The organism is Afipia sp. OHSU_II-C1, assembly GCF_000497575.1.
Classification (GTDB): domain Bacteria; phylum Pseudomonadota; class Alphaproteobacteria; order Rhizobiales; family Xanthobacteraceae; genus Afipia.
Genome location: NZ_APJI01000001.1, coordinates 18,522 through 34,699, shown reverse-complemented (window position 1 = coordinate 34,699; position 16,178 = coordinate 18,522). Strand labels below are relative to the sequence as shown.

Annotated in this window: 16 protein-coding genes; 7 read left to right on the top strand and 9 right to left on the bottom strand. The window is 61.2% G+C overall.

Going from position 1 to position 16,178, the window contains the following annotated elements:
* Position 1: 1 nt before the first annotated feature.
* The 6 genes from I554_RS0100160 to I554_RS0100135 all read left to right on the top strand — a co-directional run bounded on the left by I554_RS0100160 (position 2) and on the right by I554_RS0100135 (position 5,233).
* On the top strand, positions 2-391 hold the full coding sequence (locus tag I554_RS0100160) for a hypothetical protein (RefSeq protein WP_024573865.1): 390 nt from the start codon (positions 2-4) through the stop codon (positions 389-391).
* Positions 388-1,482, top strand: coding sequence for an alpha/beta fold hydrolase (locus tag I554_RS0100155; RefSeq protein ID WP_024573866.1), 1,095 nt, complete (start codon positions 388-390; stop codon positions 1,480-1,482). The genes I554_RS0100160 and I554_RS0100155 overlap by 4 nt, the downstream gene beginning before the upstream one ends.
* Positions 1,479-2,075, top strand: coding sequence for a GNAT family N-acetyltransferase (locus tag I554_RS0100150; protein ID WP_024573867.1), 597 nt, complete (start codon positions 1,479-1,481; stop codon positions 2,073-2,075). Before I554_RS0100155 ends, I554_RS0100150 begins: the two co-directional genes overlap by 4 nt.
* 162 nt (positions 2,076-2,237) lie before the next feature.
* Positions 2,238-2,726 carry a phasin gene (locus I554_RS0100145; protein ID WP_024573868.1) on the top strand — a complete coding sequence of 163 codons (489 nt, stop codon included), beginning with the start codon at positions 2,238-2,240 and terminating at the stop codon, positions 2,724-2,726.
* Positions 2,727-2,966: 240 nt separating this feature from the next.
* Complete coding sequence (locus I554_RS0100140; protein ID WP_024573869.1) at positions 2,967-4,256, top strand: DUF445 family protein; 1,290 nt, start codon at positions 2,967-2,969, stop codon at positions 4,254-4,256.
* 203 nt (positions 4,257-4,459) lie between these two features.
* On the top strand, positions 4,460-5,233 hold the full coding sequence (locus I554_RS0100135) for an alpha/beta hydrolase (RefSeq protein ID WP_024573870.1): 774 nt from the start codon (positions 4,460-4,462) through the stop codon (positions 5,231-5,233).
* A gap of 7 nt (positions 5,234-5,240) precedes the next feature.
* Here I554_RS0100135 and I554_RS0100130 read toward each other — a convergent pair whose 3' ends face one another.
* From I554_RS0100130 to I554_RS0100095, 8 genes are all read right to left on the bottom strand, one after another.
* Positions 5,241-6,401: a hypothetical protein gene (locus I554_RS0100130; RefSeq protein WP_024573871.1), complete on the bottom strand. Its 1,161-nt coding sequence runs from the start codon at positions 6,399-6,401 to the stop codon at positions 5,241-5,243.
* A gap of 34 nt (positions 6,402-6,435) precedes the next feature.
* The gene (locus tag I554_RS0100125; RefSeq protein WP_024573872.1) at positions 6,436-7,494 is read right to left on the bottom strand and encodes a branched-chain amino acid ABC transporter permease; all 1,059 of its coding nucleotides are present in this window, start codon (positions 7,492-7,494) and stop codon (positions 6,436-6,438) included.
* A 10-nt stretch (positions 7,495-7,504) separates the two neighbouring features.
* Entirely contained in the window at positions 7,505-8,527 is a 1,023-nt protein-coding gene (locus I554_RS0100120; RefSeq protein WP_024573873.1) for a branched-chain amino acid ABC transporter permease, read from the bottom strand.
* Positions 8,524-9,246, bottom strand: a complete 723-nt coding sequence (locus tag I554_RS0100115) for an ABC transporter ATP-binding protein (RefSeq protein WP_024573874.1) — start codon at positions 9,244-9,246, stop codon at positions 8,524-8,526. Before I554_RS0100115 ends, I554_RS0100120 begins: the two co-directional genes overlap by 4 nt.
* 178 nt (positions 9,247-9,424) lie before the next feature.
* A complete protein-coding gene (locus I554_RS0100110) occupies positions 9,425-10,192 on the bottom strand; it encodes an ABC transporter ATP-binding protein (RefSeq protein ID WP_024573875.1) in 768 nt (255 codons plus the stop codon).
* A gap of 192 nt (positions 10,193-10,384) precedes the next feature.
* Positions 10,385-11,566 (bottom strand): substrate-binding domain-containing protein, encoded by a 1,182-nt coding sequence (locus tag I554_RS0100105; RefSeq protein ID WP_024573876.1) that lies wholly within the window; start codon positions 11,564-11,566, stop codon positions 10,385-10,387.
* Positions 11,567-11,699: 133 nt separating this feature from the next.
* Positions 11,700-11,921: a SlyX family protein gene (locus tag I554_RS0100100; protein WP_024573877.1), complete on the bottom strand. Its 222-nt coding sequence runs from the start codon at positions 11,919-11,921 to the stop codon at positions 11,700-11,702.
* Entirely contained in the window at positions 11,914-12,711 is a 798-nt protein-coding gene (locus tag I554_RS0100095; protein ID WP_024573878.1) for a rhodanese-related sulfurtransferase, read from the bottom strand. Before I554_RS0100095 ends, I554_RS0100100 begins: the two co-directional genes overlap by 8 nt.
* Before the next feature lie 244 nt (positions 12,712-12,955).
* On the opposite strand from I554_RS0100095, the gene I554_RS0100090 reads away from it, so the two are divergent.
* Positions 12,956-15,310 (top strand): MMPL family transporter, encoded by a 2,355-nt coding sequence (locus I554_RS0100090; RefSeq protein ID WP_024573879.1) that lies wholly within the window; start codon positions 12,956-12,958, stop codon positions 15,308-15,310.
* Positions 15,311-15,384: 74 nt separating this feature from the next.
* On the opposite strand, the gene I554_RS0100085 is transcribed toward I554_RS0100090, so the two are convergent.
* Positions 15,385-15,888 (bottom strand): hypothetical protein, encoded by a 504-nt coding sequence (locus I554_RS0100085; RefSeq protein ID WP_024573880.1) that lies wholly within the window; start codon positions 15,886-15,888, stop codon positions 15,385-15,387.
* Between the last annotated feature and the right edge of the window lie 290 nt (positions 15,889-16,178).

Here is a 16,178-nt window from a genome sequence, read left to right as displayed (position 1 = left end):
GATGTCCGACAAGCCGAACGACCCGGTGCAGGTGTGGCACACCATGCTTGCCGAGATGGAGAAGGGTTTCAACGCCATGGCCAATCAGGTCATGGGTTCGGAACAGTTCAGCCGGGTTACGCATCAGCTCACCGGGGCCTCGGTCGGTGCGCAAAAGACCGTCGGCGATCTGATGGAGCGTTACCTGGTCAGCATGAACCTGCCCAGCCGCGCGCAGATGGTCAGCATGGGCGAGCGGCTGCAATCGATCGAAAGTCAGCTGAACGAGATCAGGGCGCTGCTCAATCGCGTGCATGCCGACGTCGCGTCGCAGGGCAGCAACGGGCTGGCCATGCCAAGGCCTCCGCGAACCAAACAGCCGCCGTCCGCGACCGGGGGAGGCACGCCATGAATGTCCAGACCAATGCGAACGCGATGCCGGATATCGCGCAGGTCGGCGAACGCATCCAGACCGAGGTCCAGCGCGCGATCCAGCGCAGCATCAAGGGCGTGGAATATTTCGCCTCGTCAGGTCCGGCGCTCGGCTCGACGCCGAAGGATATCATCCATTCCAAAGGCACGATGAATCTCTATCACTACCGGCCGCTGGCGGATGAGATCTATCGCATCCCGATCCTGATCGTGATGGCGACCACCAATCGTGGCTACATTCTCGACATGGTGCCCGGACAGAGCTTCATCGAATTCCTGCTCAAGAAGGGTTTCGATGTCTACATGCTCGACTGGACGGCGCCGCGCCCTGAGGAAAAATCGCTGCGGATGGAGGACTACGTTCTCGGCTTTATTCCGGATTGCATCCGGCGGGTGCAGGAAGATTCCGGTGAGACCGACGTTAATGTGATCGGCTATTGCTTCGGCGGTGTCCTGTCGCTGCTTTACGGCTCGATCTTCAACGATGGCCCGATGAAGAATCTGGTGTGCTTCACGACGCCGATCGATTTCCGGCAGATGAAGCTGTTTCAGAATTTTTCCGACCGGCGTTACTTCGACGTGGATAAACTGGTCGACAGCGTCGGCAACGTTCCGCCCGAGATGATCCTGTCATCGTTTGAAATGCTGCGGCCCGCGTCGCGCGCCGTGGGCCAGATCCAGCTCTGGGAAAACATCTGGAACGACGAGTTCGTCAAATCCTACCGGATGTTCGACCGCTGGGCGCAGGACACGCTGCCGCTGGCCGGCGAATATTTCCGGACCACCACAAAGGACCTGATGTGGGACAACAAGCTGTTCAACGGCACCATGACCGTTGGCGGACGTCCCGCGGACATTTCCAAGATTACGGTGCCGGTGCTGCATGCGGTCGCCGAGCACGATCACATCGTCCCCTATGACGCTGCGAAGCATCTGATCGCGAAGATCGGATCGACCGACAAGACCGAGATTATCCTCAAGGGCGGCCATGTCAGTCTCGTTGCCGGTGCGAACGCCATCAAGCGTCTCTGGCCCAAACTCGATTCCTGGTTAAGTGAGCGATCAACATGAACAGCACCGAAGTCCGTTCCTATCCGCGCCGCGTCATGACCGAGGGCGGTGAAATCGAGTTTCGCCATATGACGGCAGCGGACGAGGCGGCTGTCCTCGCGTTCGCGCAGAAGCTGCCGATCCATGACCTGCTGTTCATTCCGCGCAACATCAGTGAGCCGAAGGTGCTCTCGGCCTGGATCAAGGAGCTGGAGCGCGGCGGGCTGGTCAGCCTGCTGGCCGTGAAGGGGACTACGGTGGTGGGCTGCGGCACCATCGTCCGGGACCTGCTGTCATGGTCGCCGCATGTCGGCGAGATCCGCATGGTGGTGTCCAAGGATGTCCGCGGTCTTGGAGTAGGCCGCGCGCTGTCTCAGGAAACCTTCGCGCTGGCGCTGGGGTCGGGACTGGAGAAGATCATGGCCCAGATGACGGTCGATCAGACCGGGGCGATCGCCCTGTTCGAGAGCCTCGGCTTCAAGGCAGAGGCGCTGCTGCACGATCAGGTCAGGGACCTGGCGGGAAAGACCCACGATATCGTGGTCCTCGGCCATAATGTCTCCAAGGTTCGTGCCCAGCTCGAAGCCTACGGGGTTTCCGAAGCTGTGGGCTAAGTTGCTGTAATAGCTGAAATTTCATTATATCACGGGTTCGTGATGACGCATTGCAACATTCTTGTTGCAGTGCATCTAAGACTTTGGCATAACCACCTTGCCCCGGGCCATACCGGACGGGGATGAGCCCATAGCTCGCAACCCTGAGGATGGAGACAGACAATGACCAATTCTTTCAACACCGAGTCCGTGCTGAACACCGTGAAGACCGCTTTCGCGCCCGTCACCGACGCGCTGAAGAATTTCCCGAACGTGGAAGTTCCTGAAGCTGCTCGTGAGTTCGTGAAGAAGGCCGCCGGCACCGCCAAGGACCGTGCTGCTGAGATCCACACCGGTTCGGAGAAGGTGACCTCGGCGATCGAAACCGCTGTTGCCGGTTCGGTCAGCGAGACCGCGAAAATCTCCCGCAGCATCCAGCAGGCCGTTTACGAAGACGCGCAGGCGCTGTTCTCGGGCATCGACAAGCTCGCGTCGGCGAAGTCGCTGAACGAAGCCGTCACGATCCAGGGCGATCTGCTCCGCGCCCAGGGCGAAGTCGTGATGTCGCGCGCCAAGGCGACCACCGAATACTTCGGCAAGCTGATCGCCGACGGTGCGAAGACCGCGCAGGATAACTTCGCGAAGGTCGCGTCCTACACCAAGTCGGCCTGATCGTCCGGCCTCGACCACCTTACAATTCGACGATCAAAGGCCCGCTTCGAGCGGGCCTTTGTTTGCCGCGCACCTCCTTCCTTTGACGGGAGCGGGTCCGCGATGCAATGTCGGCTGAGCGGGATCGTGCGAGCATTTTCCGGCAAAGTGGAAGCCGGTTTGCGTCAAGAAAATGCTCTTCTAATAAGGAGGCGCGTATTCTGATCCCAAAACCGGTGCCCACTTTTGTGGAATACGCGTATGGCTGACAACGGAAAATTCGTGCTGGTCGCGGATACCGGCGACATCGCGCGCGCGGCGGAACTGCGCCGGGTCAAGATGCTCGCGACGCTCGTCCTCGTTGGCTGCGTCGTTGTGCTCGTTGTCGCGAAGGCGATGGAGCGCGTGCATCCGGGATTCGGATTTCTCGCAGCGTTCGCGGAGGCGGCGACGATCGGCGGGCTCGCGGACTGGTACGCAGTGGTTGCGCTGTTCCGGCGGCCGCTGGGATTGCCGATACCGCACACCGCCATCATCCAGCAAAACCAGCACCGGATCGCCGAGAAACTCGGCGAATTCATCGAGGTGCATTTCCTTAGTCCGGCGCCGGTCGATGCGAAGCTGCGCGAGGTCGATTTCGCCTCGTTCATTTCGGACTGGTTGACCGATCCGAAGAAGAGCTCGGATCTGGCGCGTTTCGTTCTGCGTCTTTTGCCGGAGGCGCTGGCCGCTGCGGAAACGTCGGGACTGAAATCGTATTTCACGCGCCGGATCGTGACGCAGTTGCAGACCGTCGATCTTGCGCCGCTGGCGGCGGGAACGCTGCGCGGCTTCATCGCCGAGGGACGCCACAAAGGCATGCTCGACGATCTGTTGCAGGCGATTCACGAGTCGATCAACAAGCCCGAGACGCTCGAGCTGATCCGGGAGAAAATCCGCAACGAACTTCCGACACTGCTGAAACTCTATCGTGCGGACAAGTTCCTGCTGAAGAGGGTTGCTGCGTCGGCCACATCGTTCTTTGAAGAAGTGCGCTCTGATCCTCAGCATCCGTTTCGCGGCGAGGTCGATCGCATCCTGCTGACGCTTCCCGACAAGCTGGCGAACGACAAGACGTATGCGGACCGTATCGACGGACTGAAGCGCGATCTGCTGGCGCGCCCGGAGCTTGCCGCGCTGACGCGTGACATCTGGGCCAGCGTCAAGGCGTTCATCGACAGGAGCGCCAGCGACGAGAGCAACGTGCTGCAACATCACCTGACCAATGTGTTCCTGGAGGCGGGCAAACAACTCGCCACCGACAGCGAGATGCGCGCGGAGATCAACAAGGGAATTGTCGCGGTGCTGCGCAGCTTCATCGCCGATCAGAAGAGCGGCGTGTCACGCTTCATCGCCGATCAGGTCAAGTCGTGGGACATGAAACAGCTGATCAACCTGATCGAGATCAACATCGGCAAGGATTTGCAATACATCCGGTTCAATGGCGCGCTGATCGGTGGACTTGCGGGTCTTGCACTGCACACCGCGGAAGTGGTGGTCAAAACGCTCTGATTATCCAAGCGAAAATCCGGCCTGTCGGCAATTTGCAACACCTGTTTCAAACGCGCCGGAGGCGGCTTGAAATGCCGGAATTTGCCCAATAGCTTGAATCAATGTGCGTTGATTGGCGTGTTGCCGTGATTCGTTTCGCATATCGGAATTGATTTTGTCGCGCCGGCCGAAAGCCGGAAACGTACTGACAAGAAGGAAATCGAATGTCCGTTGCTGCCCAGACGCTTCGCCCGCCGTCCAGATTGCTGATGATGCTGGAGGCGCGCGCCATTAATGAATTCGGCGCATTCTTCGGCGCGCTTCCGCTGCTCAGCCTCGCGCCCAAGGGTGACGGTCATCCGGTGCTCGTGCTGCCGGGCCTGATTACCAGCGACACCGCGACGCGTCCGCTGCGCACGTTCCTCAAGAGCCGCGGCTATGCCGTGAGCGGCTGGGGACTTGGCCGCAACTTCGGTCCCCGCGCCGGCGTTCAGGATGCGATGCTCAATCTCCTGCAGGATCTCAACGAGACCCATGGCCGCAAGGTGAGCCTTGTGGGATGGAGCCTCGGTGGCATCTACGCGCGCCAGCTTGCGAAGATGATGCCTGACCGCGTGCGTTCGGTCATCACGCTCGGCAGCCCGTTCGCAGGCAATCCAAGGGCGACGAACGCATGGCGCACGTATGAGACCGTCAGCGGACGCCGTGCGGATCATCATGACCCGGAGTTCGGCGGCGAGATGGCGAAGACGCCGCCTGTGCCGACCACGGCGATCTTCAGCCGCACCGACGGGATCTGCGCGTGGCAGAGCTGCATCGAGCAGCCCGGCACGTATGCCGAGAACATCGAAGTGCAGGGCGCCAGCCATTGCGGGATGGGGCATCATCCCGCGATCGTCTATGCCGTTGCCGAGCGCCTCGCGCAGCCGGAAGGCGAATGGAAGCCGTTCGATCGCAGCGGCTGGCGGAGCATGGTTTATCCGGACCCGGCGAGGTGAAACTGACTCACCCCTCCTGGGGGGTGAGTTCGGATCGCGAAACTTGATCTGTGCGTGTTGAGATCGGTAGATTTGTGAGTTCATCTAGAATGGCCTCACAAGATAGCAATCCGACGCAGGCTTGTGCGCCAGTCCGTATCTCTCGCCCGCTATGCAGCGCGCGTATTATAGCCGCGGCCGCGGCCGCTGGGACGTTTGGGCCGGCATTTTTCTCTGCAAGCAAAGACCAACGCGCAGTGACATAGCGATCCTTCCCGTCGCGACCCGATACTTGTACCAACATGCCACCGCGATCAGAGCCAAATGGTGCGAGTACTCCGGCAATTGCGCGGAGTGGTCGGGCGAGTGGCCTTAGCGACTTCATCAGATTCCATCTTACCAAAAGGCTTAGTGCGGAGAGGCCGAGGTGCATCGGCGAGAGTTCAAGTCCTGCCAAGAACAACGCGCTGCGATTGATCACGAAATTTTTCGGCAGCAGATCAAGATCGGGAGTTTCACAAAGTGAGACCCATCGTGCGCCAAGTCCAGGCATGTCGAGCCTGCGCACCCCGGACCAACCGAAATTCTGCTGCCACTGGCCGTTTTCAAACACGCGCACTGGCTGCCCCACATAGGATAAGATAGCCTGCACCACGGACAATCCACGAGGCGCCTTTGCGCCCGGAGAAATCGCCACAAGGACCTCGTCGATCTGCTGCCAGCCAGCGACCAGCTGCGTCAGTGCTGCATGTGAAAGTGCTGGTGTCGAGCTTGCGCCTGTTACGGCCAGCACATTATTGGCGCGTGCTTGAGCATCAACAGCTGACGTAAACCCCTCGACATGGGTCCTTGCATCCGAGAGATCGACATAATGGGCACCGCAATTCACGGATGCGAGCGGAATGGTATAGTCGTTTTCCTGAAACGGTCCGGCGGCATCCACGATGGCCCACGGAGCGATGCCTGAGATCATCTCCGGATGAGTCTTGTCAAAAGCGATTGTTGTTATGCGCGCGTTCGCGCCACGCGCATTCAAATCGTCTTTTATCCGGTTTAACCGGTTGATCTTTCTTGCTGCGAGGACAAGCTCAAGTCCCTCAAGCTTCGCCAGCATTACGGCGAGCCGACTTCCGAAGGCACCCGTTGCGCCGATCAGCAGAACGCGATGAGCATCTGGCGCCTGGTTCATAATTCCTAGACTTCGCCCTGTTTGCTCTCGGAACCTATTTATTCTTCCCGCGCAGTTTGCCGACCACTCCCGTCGGGAAGAAGTACACACTGGCGATGAACAGCAGGCCGAGCCACAGCAGCCAGCGGTCGGGATGCAGCAGGGCAGGCAGCACGGGAATGCCAGCGCCCGCGGTTGCCTTCGAGGCCGCGCCCATCAGCGCCTGAAGATAGTTTTCAGCGAGAATGAAAATCGCCGCGCCGATGATCGCGCCGTACATCGTGCCCATGCCGCCGATCACCACCATCAGCAGAATGTCGATCATGATCGTGAAGGAGAGTGTCTCCGGTCCCGCATAGCGCAGCCACAGGGCATTCAGGACGCCGGCGCAGGCCGCGACAAGGGCGGCGATGACGTTGGCCCATGTCAGGTGAAACACGGTTCGATAGCCGAGGGCCTCGGCACGGAAACGGTTCTCGCGCACGGCTTGCAGCGCGCGGCCGAACGGCGAATTCACGATCCGGAGCAGCGTGAGGATCAGCGCAGCCGCGACCACGAAGACAATGTAGTAGGTCAGCGTGCGGCCGTTGAATTCAAACCCGAAGACTTCTTTCGGAATGATCACGGTGCCGGGACGCAGCAACTCCGGCAGACGGAAGCTGCGGCCGTCGTCGCCGCCGGTCAGCCACGACAGTTGCGAGGCCAACACCTGAAAGGCTGAGGCAACCGCCAGCGTTATCATCGCAAAGAAGATCGCCTGCACGCGCAGCGAGAACAGCCCGATGCCGAGCGCGAGCAGCGCGGCGAGCGGCAGGCCGATGACAATGCCGGTGGCGACGCCCGCCCATGTCGGGCCCATGGCGTAGAGCGCAATCGCGATACCGTAGCTGCCGATGCCGTAGAACATGGTGTGCGCGAACGACACCGTGCCGGTGTAACCGAGCAGCAGATCGTAGGACGCGACCAGCAGCGCGAAGATGCAGATCTTGGTCGCGACATTCATCGCCTTCGCGCCGGGGAACAGGAACGGCGCCAGCGCAAGCAGCGTCACGATGACGATGAGCAGGAGGCTGAGAACGCGGCTGCGCGGCGGATCGCCGGAAAGGATCATCATCTGCAAATCTTTATCTGTTGGTCACCGGATAGAGTCCGCGCGGCCGCCACATCAGGATTGCGACCATCAGAAGGATGTTCGAGATCAGCGCCAGCTTCGGCACAAGGAAGCCGCCATAGTTCGCGACCATGGCGACCAGAATCGCACCGACGAAGCATCCGCCGATGGAGCCGAGGCCGCCGATGATGATGACGATGAACACAAGAACGGTCAGTTCTCCGCCGATGGAGGCGTGAACTTCCTCGCGATAGAGCGCCCACATGATGCCGCCGAGACCGGCGAGCGCCGAGCCCACCATGAACACGCCAAGGAACAGCCGCTTGATGCGATAGCCCAGCGCCTCGACCATTTCGCGGTTTTCGACACCGGCGCGGATCAGCAGGCCGATCTTGGTGCGGTTCAGCACCAGCAGCACGAGACCGAACACCACAAGGCCGACGACCATCGCCAGCACGCGGTATTTGGCGATGGCGATGTCGCCGAGGATGAAGGAGCCGCGGAGCGAGGCCGGCAGCGGCAGCGGAATGCGCTCCGGCCCCCACAGCGCGTAGAGCAGTTGCTCGGCCACGATCAGCCCGCCCATGGTGATCAGGATCTGCTTGAGGTGGTTGCCGTAGACGGGAAGGATCAGCACCCGTTCGAAGACGAGACCGAGCGCGCCCGACACCGCCATCGCCAGCAGCGCGGCAGGAGCCAGCGCGAGCAGGTTGAGCCACAGCGAGTCGGCCTGGACGTATCCGGCCATCGGCGCCAGCACCAGCGTCGCGACATAGGCGCCGACCGCGATGAATGCCCCGTGGCCGAAGTTCAGGACGTCCATCAGACCGAACACCAGCGTCAGGCCCGAAGCCATGATGAAGATCATCATGCCCATGGCGAGGCTTGCGATGGTCAGCGTCACCCAGGTGCTGCCAGAACCGATGAAGGGGATCATGACGAGCGCGAGTGCGACCGGCAGCAGCAGCGGGATGAAATCGCGATTGGCTTGCGGCAGCGGCTCTACGGTCGCCGGGGTCGTCGTCGTGTCGGTCATTGATGCGCCTCGAGGCTGAGACCCAGCAGCTTTTCCTGCAACGATGTATCCTTGGCGAGTTCGGCCATGGCGCCGCGATGCACGATCTTGCCGTTGTCCATCACCAGCACGTTGTCGCCGACTTCCTGCGCCACGCGGAAATTCTGCTCTACCAGTAGGACGGTCGCGCCGCGCTTCTTCACCTCGGCGAGGCATTCGATCAGGTTGACGACGATGGCGGGCGCGAGACCCTTGGTCGGCTCGTCGATCAGGAGCAGCTTGCGCGGCTCGACGATGGCACGGGCGATGGACAGCATTTGCTTCTGCCCGCCGGACAGCGAACCGGCGCGGGACAGCCAGAAGCGTTTCAGTGCCGGGAAGAAGCCGAAGATCCATTGCAGGCGCGTGTCGTCGAGCGGACCTTCGCGCGCCGCAAGGATCAGGTTTTCCTTCACGGTCAGGTCCGAGAACACGGACATGGTTTCCGGCACATAGCCGACGCCGAGACCCGCGATGTCCGGTGTGGATTTCTTTTCGATGTTCTGGCCCGCCAGAACGATCTGGCCGGAGGAGGGCGGCGACAGTCCCATGATGGTGCGCAGCGTCGTGGTCTTGCCCGCGCCGTTGCGGCCGAGCAGCATGGTGATCCGGCCTTCCGGCACATTAAGATCGACGCCGTGCAGGATGTGATACTGCGCGATGTGGGTGTGAACGCCGGTGAGGGTCAGCATGTCGCTCATGCCGCGGTCTCTTGTGGATGAATTGCGATGGTTGCGCTTACTGCATCCCTCCCCCCGGGGAGGGGTCGGGGGTGGGGGTTATCACGAAGATTGCGCTTGTGGTTTACCCCCCACCCCAACCCTCCCCCGCAAGGGGGGAGGGAACTGCGCTGAGTTGGTTGCGGGTGCATCGTGAAAGTCATGCCGCACTCTTTCCGGGCGCGATGCCGAGATAGGCTTCCTGCACGATCGGCGAGGCGATCACCTCGGCAGGCTTGCCGTCGGCCACAAGTTGTCCGTTGTGCAGGACGATGATGCGGTCGGCGAGCGAGCGCACCACGTCCATCTTGTGCTCGACAAGAAGAATGATCTTGCTGGTGTCCTGCTTCAGCCGCGCGATCAGATCGAGCACGACGGGCACCTCGTCGACGCTCATGCCTGCGGTGGGCTCGTCGAACATGAACACCTTCGGCTCCAGCGCCATCATCAATGCGACTTCCAGCTTGCGCTGATCGCCATGCGAGAGCGCAGCTGCGGCAACCGCGCGGCGATTGCCGAGGGCGATGGAGTCGAGAATGGCGTCGGCGCGCTCGATCAGATCGCGGCGCTTCATCCACGGGCGCAGCATTTCGTAGTGAACGCCGCTTGCGGCCTGCACGGCGAGACGGACGTTTTCCTCGACACTCAGGTTCGGGAAAAGATTGGTGAGCTGAAAGGCGCGGCCCAATCCCTTGCGGGTGCGCAGCGGCGCAGTGAGGCGCGTGATGTCTTCGCCCGCAAGCAGCACATCTCCGGCGATCGGACGGAGCTGTCCGGAGATCAGGTTGAAATATGTGGTCTTGCCGGCGCCGTTCGGCCCGACAATGGCGGTGAGTTGGCCCGGACGAAACGTGCAACTCACCTTGTTGACGGCAACATGGCCGCCGAAACGGATGGTCAGGTCACGGGTCTCAAGGGTGAGGGACATGCAGCCATCATCAAGTTGTCGTCCCCGCGAAAGCGGGGACCCATACTCCATGAGTATGGTTCTCCTACGGTGGGCTTCAACAGCATATTGCGGTGATGGGTCCCCGCTTTCGCGGGGACGACATTGAAGGTGGAACAGCGTCTGCGCTCAGTTTCCGACCTCTCCCCGCAAGCGGGGAGAGGTGAAAGAGTCTTACCGCTTGTTCTTGATCGGGATGGTCATGTCCTCGATCTTGAGCTCGCGGACCAGTTCGTTGTCGGCCCATGCGAGGTTCGGATCGACCTTAACCTTGAAGTGATACATGCTTTGCAGCGCCTGATGGTCTTCCTTGCGGAACCTCATCTTGCCCTTGGGCGTATCGAACTCCATGCCTTCCATCGCCGCGATCAGCTTCTCGGTGTCGGTCGACTTCGCCTTTTGCACGGCGGTCACGGCCGCCATCGCCGCAGCGAAACCACCGGCGGTGAAGAAGTCCGGCGGCGCGTTGAAGCGCTTCTGGTGCTCGGTCACGAGCCAGTCGTTGATCGGGTTCTTTGGAATGGCGTAGTAGTAATAGGTCGCGCCTTCGAGGCCCGGCAGGCGCTTGTAGGCCGCGAGTGCCGGCAGGATGTTGCCGCCGCTCGACAGTTCGATGTTGTAGCGCTTCGGGTCCATGTCCTGGATCTTGGTCAGCGGATCGCCGCCGCCGGCCCAGATCACCCAGATGATCTTGCGGCCCGGCTTGTCCTTCAGCGCATCGAACAGGCGCTGGGCTGCCGCGGTAAAGTCGGTCGTAGCTGCCGGGACATATTCTTCCGCTGCCAAGGTCGCACCGGTCTTGCCGAGTGCTTCCTTGAACGCGGCGACGCCGTCCTTGCCGAACGCGTTGTCCTGACCGAGCGTGGCGACAGTGACGCCCTGCTTGCCGATGGCGACCGCGTTTGAGATCGCGTCCTGCGACGAGTTGCGGCCAGTGCGGAAGATGTAGCGATTCCACTTCTCGCCGGTGATGGCGTCGGCAACCGCCGGCTCGACGATCAGCACCTTCTTGTTTTCCTCGGCGATCGGCAGCATGGCCAGCGCCGCGCCAGAGGCGGTGGTGCCGATGGCGAGATCGACCTTGTCGTCCTGATAGGCTTCGGCCAGCGCCGCCTTGGCGAGGTCCGGCTTGCCCTGGTCATCCTTGGTGATCAGGACGATCTTGCGGCCGTCGACCGTCATGGTGTTCTTGGTGGCGTATTCCAGACCCATGCGCAGGCCGTTTTCGGTCTGCTTGGCATAGGCTTCCAGCGGGCCGGTTTTACCGTAGATCAGCGCGATCTTGAGATCGTCGGCTGCCGCCGGTGCTGCAGCCAGTGCGGCCGCGACGCCAGCGAGAATTGCAATTTTACGCATTATTGTCCTCCCCAGTTTCCTCAAGGCCGGACCATACATATCCCGCATGGAATTACCAATTTTTTTGCCGGTGCTTCAGTGCCCTGCACATTAAATGCGCTGGCGGCACAGGTGGGCCCAGCCGCCACTGGTGTTAATAATGAGGGGGAGGCTGATCGGGCGGGGAGCCCGTCTCCGATTTCATCTCGGCGTCATCAAGCCGCTCGCGCAGGGCCAGCATCTCCCGGCTCAGGGCGTCGATCTGCTTCCATTGCGCGGTAATGGTGTTGTTCAGGGTCTCGATGGTCTCGTCGAGATACGCGATGCGGATTTCCAGCGCATCAATGCGTGAAGCGGGCGAGGCGGGTTCAGTCATCGGCTTGCTCGCTCATGTCGATCTCGGTGGCGTCGTGGTCCGCGCCGTCTCCGCGCAGGACCTGACGTTCGCTGAGCCCGTGACCGAGCGCGATGCGCTGGTCGAAGACGAAACATTCGCCGCGCCACAGGCTTTGCGCTTCCGGAATCTCCTCGAGATATTTCAGGATGCCGCCCTTGAGATGATAGACCTCCTCGAAACCCTGCGACAGCAGGTAGGAGCTGGCCTTCTCGCAGCGAATTCCGCCGGTGCAGAACATCGCTATTTTCTTGTGCTTGCCGGGATCGAGCGTCCGGCCGGCGAAGTCCGGAAATTCGCCAAAGCGGGTGATCTTCGGATCGACGGCGCCCTCGAATGTCCCCATCTCGACCTCGAAGCCGTTGCGGGTGTCGAGCAGCAGCACGTCGTCCTGTTTGATGAGCGCGTTCCAGTCGGCGGCATCGACATAGATGCCGACCCTCGCGTTGGGGTCGGTTTCCGGATCCCCGAGCCGGACGATCTCTTTTTTCAGCCGGACCTTCATCCGGTTGAACGGCATCTCGTTCGCAGTGGAGAATTTCAGTTCCAGATTGTCGAGCCGGCCGTTGAACAGCGCACCGTTCTGCAACTGGTTTATCAGGGCGTCGATGGAAGCCTCGCGGCCCGCAACCGTCCCGTTGATGCCCTCGGCGGCGAGGAGAATGATCCCCCTGATGTCGAGAGCCACGCACATGTTGCGCAGGGGCTCCCTCAGATTCTCGAAATCGGGGAGCGCGATGAACTGATAAAAAGCAGCGACCTTGTATGACATGGCGGGGGTTATATCAGGACCGGGCGGCGCGCAAAAACCGGTATTCGGCTCGGTTTCCGCATGGATATGACGAGCCAGTTTGCCGCATTTTGGGGCAAATTTGGCCCCATGGCGGGTGTTGCATTCCCGTCATGGCGGGGCGCGTCAAGAGCGCGCGGTGGAAATAAAGCGGACTTGCGAACCACCACGCCGGGGAAATCTGCTAGACAAAACGTCGGCTTACCTTCGAATCGGAACAGTCCCGTTGCATCAGATTTCAAAAGAGCCCGCTCACAGCGATTCCGGAAAAAAACACTTCAGCATTGCGTTCGGCCTGGAACGGATCGGGCTGATTGCGCTGCGCGCGCCCCGTACGGCGGCGGTCATCCTGCTCGCGCTGTGCGTGGTCGCGGTGTTCGGCATCCAGCGCATCAAGATCGACGACTCGCTGAGCCAGCTGTTCCGCTCCGACACCCCCGAATACAAGCAGTACGAAGAGGTCACCAAGCGCTTCCCGTCCAGCGAATACGATGTGCTGGTGGTGGTGGAAGGAAAGTCGCTGCTGGAGCGCGCCTCGCTCGAAAAGTTGCGCGATCTGGTCACCGATCTGCAACTCGTCGACGGGACGCGCGGCATCATCTCGCTGTTCTCCGCCCGGCAGCCGCCCGAGGGCGGACGGCTTCCCGCAGCCCTGTTTCCTGAAACGCTGCCGGAAGGCGCCGCATATGATGCCTTCATCAAGCGCGTAAAGGAAAACGAAGTCATCAAGGGTAAACTGCTGTCGGACGACGGCACGCTTGCCCTGATCGTGCTGGCGCTGGACCCGAAGATCGTCGGCAACAAGGGTCTCAACGCCACCATCGGCGAAGTCCGCAAGCTGATGACCGAAGACCTCGCGGATACCGGCCTCAGCAGCCAGTTGTCCGGTGTGCCGGTCATGCAGCTCGAAATCCGCAACGCGGTCGAGCGGGACGGTTTGACCTACAACATCGCGGGCATTCTGGCCGGCTGTATCATCGCGATCATCTTCTTCCGTCGCGTTTCGTTCATGATCGTCGCGGCATTTCCGCCGCTGCTGGCGATCCTGCTGTCGATCGGCACGCTGGGCTGGCTCGGCTTCAGCCTCAACATGTTCCTGAACGTGATGACGCCGCTGATCATGGTGATCAGTTTCGCCGACTCGATGCAGCTCACTTTCGCCGCGCGCGACCGGCTGATTGCGGGTGAGGACAAGTACACGGCGTTTCGTAATGCCGTGCTGGTGGTCGGACCGGCCTGCGTGCTGACCCACGGCACGGCGGCGCTGTCGTTCCTTGCCCTGCAGTTTTCCGACTCCGACCTGATCCGCACTTTCGGCGAAGCCGGATTGATGGCGACGATCATCGCGCTGATTGCCGTGCTGTCGCTGGTGCCGGTGTTCGGCGTTCTGCTGGTCCGGAAAGAGAATCTGCTCGCGACCAAGATCAAGGGCGCAGACCGGGGCGTGGAAGCGCTGCGCGCGTTCTGCGCGTGGATCGCCAAGCGCATGGTCGGTCATCCCGGTCTTTTCAGCCTGATTGCACTGGTCGTGGTCGTTGGTCTCGGCATCATCTATGCGAGCCTTGAGCCCAGATATCGGCTGGCCGATCAGGTGCCGGACAAGCAGCAGGCCGTCGAAGCCTCAAGCCGTCTCGATGCCAAGCTGACCGGCGCCAACCCGATCGACGTGCTGATCGAGTTTCCGAAGGGCAAGTCGCTCTACGATCAGGAAACGCTCGATACCATCGCCGCCGTTCACTCGATCATCGAGAAGCAGGCGGGAGTCGGCAACGTCTGGTCGATCGAGACGCTGCGCCGCTGGCTGGCGGAAAAGGCCGGCCGTTCGGACGTGGCGATCCTGAAAGAATACGTTGACCTGTTGCCGGCCTATCTGGTCCGGCGCTTCATTTCCGAGCAGCAGGACGCGGTCGTGGTGTCGGGGCGCGTGCCTGACCTCGACTCGAGCCAGATTCTGCCGACGGTCGAGAAGCTCGACGCCGCGATGGGCGCGGTCCGCAGCGCTCACCCCGGTTACAATATCGCGGTGACGGGCCTGTCGGCCATCGCCGCGCGCAACAGCGCCAGCATGATCGGCAAGCTCAATCATGGCCTGACCATCGAGTTTATTCTGGTGGCGGCCTTTATCGGTCTGGCGTTCCGCTCGGTGGTGGTGATGTTCGCGAGCATCCTGCCCGGTATTTTCCCGGTGGTTCTCTCGGGCACCGTGTTGTGGTTTCTGGGCGAGGGGCTGCAATTCGCCAGTGTGGTCGCGTTGACGGTGTCGTTCGGGTTGGGATTGAGTGCGACAATTCACTTCCTCAACCGCTTGCGGCTGGAAGAAAAGCCGGGTGTCGACGAGGCGCAGGCGGTCGAACGCGCCACGGTTCTGGTCGGCCCAGCCTTGATCCTGACCACGGTGGTGCTGGCCTGCGGATTGGTTGTGACGGTGTTTTCCGATCTGCCGTCGCTGCGCCTGTTCGGATGGCTCAGCGCCTTCGCCATGATCGCGGCGCTGATCGCCGATCTCTTCATTTTGCGGCCGACGGCGATGTGGCTGATCAGCACGTCTCACCGCATCAAGGCGGCATGGGGCAGGAAGTAGGCGAGACGCCCCTCGATTCCAGACAGCAAAAGGCCCGCCGATCATGATCGGCGGGCCTTTTTAAATTCCGGGCTTTAGTTGCTCTTCGCGAGGCTGATGGTCACGCCGCGCAGTTCGCCCTTGGAACTGATGTTGACCGACTGCCGGTTGCCGCGCGTCACCACGTTGAAGGTCGCTGCATAGCCGTTGGTCTGGACCAGTGCGGTGACCTGACCGTTCGCGATGCTGCCCTCGACGCTGCCGTTGACGCCGCGGCTGGCTTCGCTCCAGGAGCCTGTGATATTGCCGCCCCGTGCTGCGATGTCGCTGGTCAGTTCGAACTTGTAGCTGTCACTGGCGCAGCGGAGCACCTGGTGCAGGTTGTTGCCGCTACCATCCACCGTATAGGTGCCGCGGCAGCGGATACGCTCGGTACCGCCTTCGGCGATGGTAATCGTGCCGTTGCCGGACCAGTTGCCTGCATAATTGGCAAATGGCGCGGGCTCGGCCTGTGCGAGCGCGGGAGCCATCAGGAATGCGGCGGCCAGGGCAGCACCGCGGAAACCACGAAAATCAAAACACGACACCGGGAAAGACATCTCTAAACACCATCGTTAGCGGGCGATAAGTATTTGTCGCTCATACCACGCTTTGGTTCACTGGAAAATGTGGCGCGGTGCACCAAAACGAGAAAATAGCGGTGCCGGGCTGCGTGTAAGTCTTGTGACATCGGCTCGTCAGGCTGCGTTCGGCGCTTTTCGGGCGTTCCGCGCGCTGCGGTGCAATGATCGGATGTTTGGGATATTTCCTCCCTGGAGCGGTAGACAATCTCGTTTTTCGGACTTCTAATCCTGTCCAAGGCCGGCGGAAAAAAGCACGGCCATTTGGG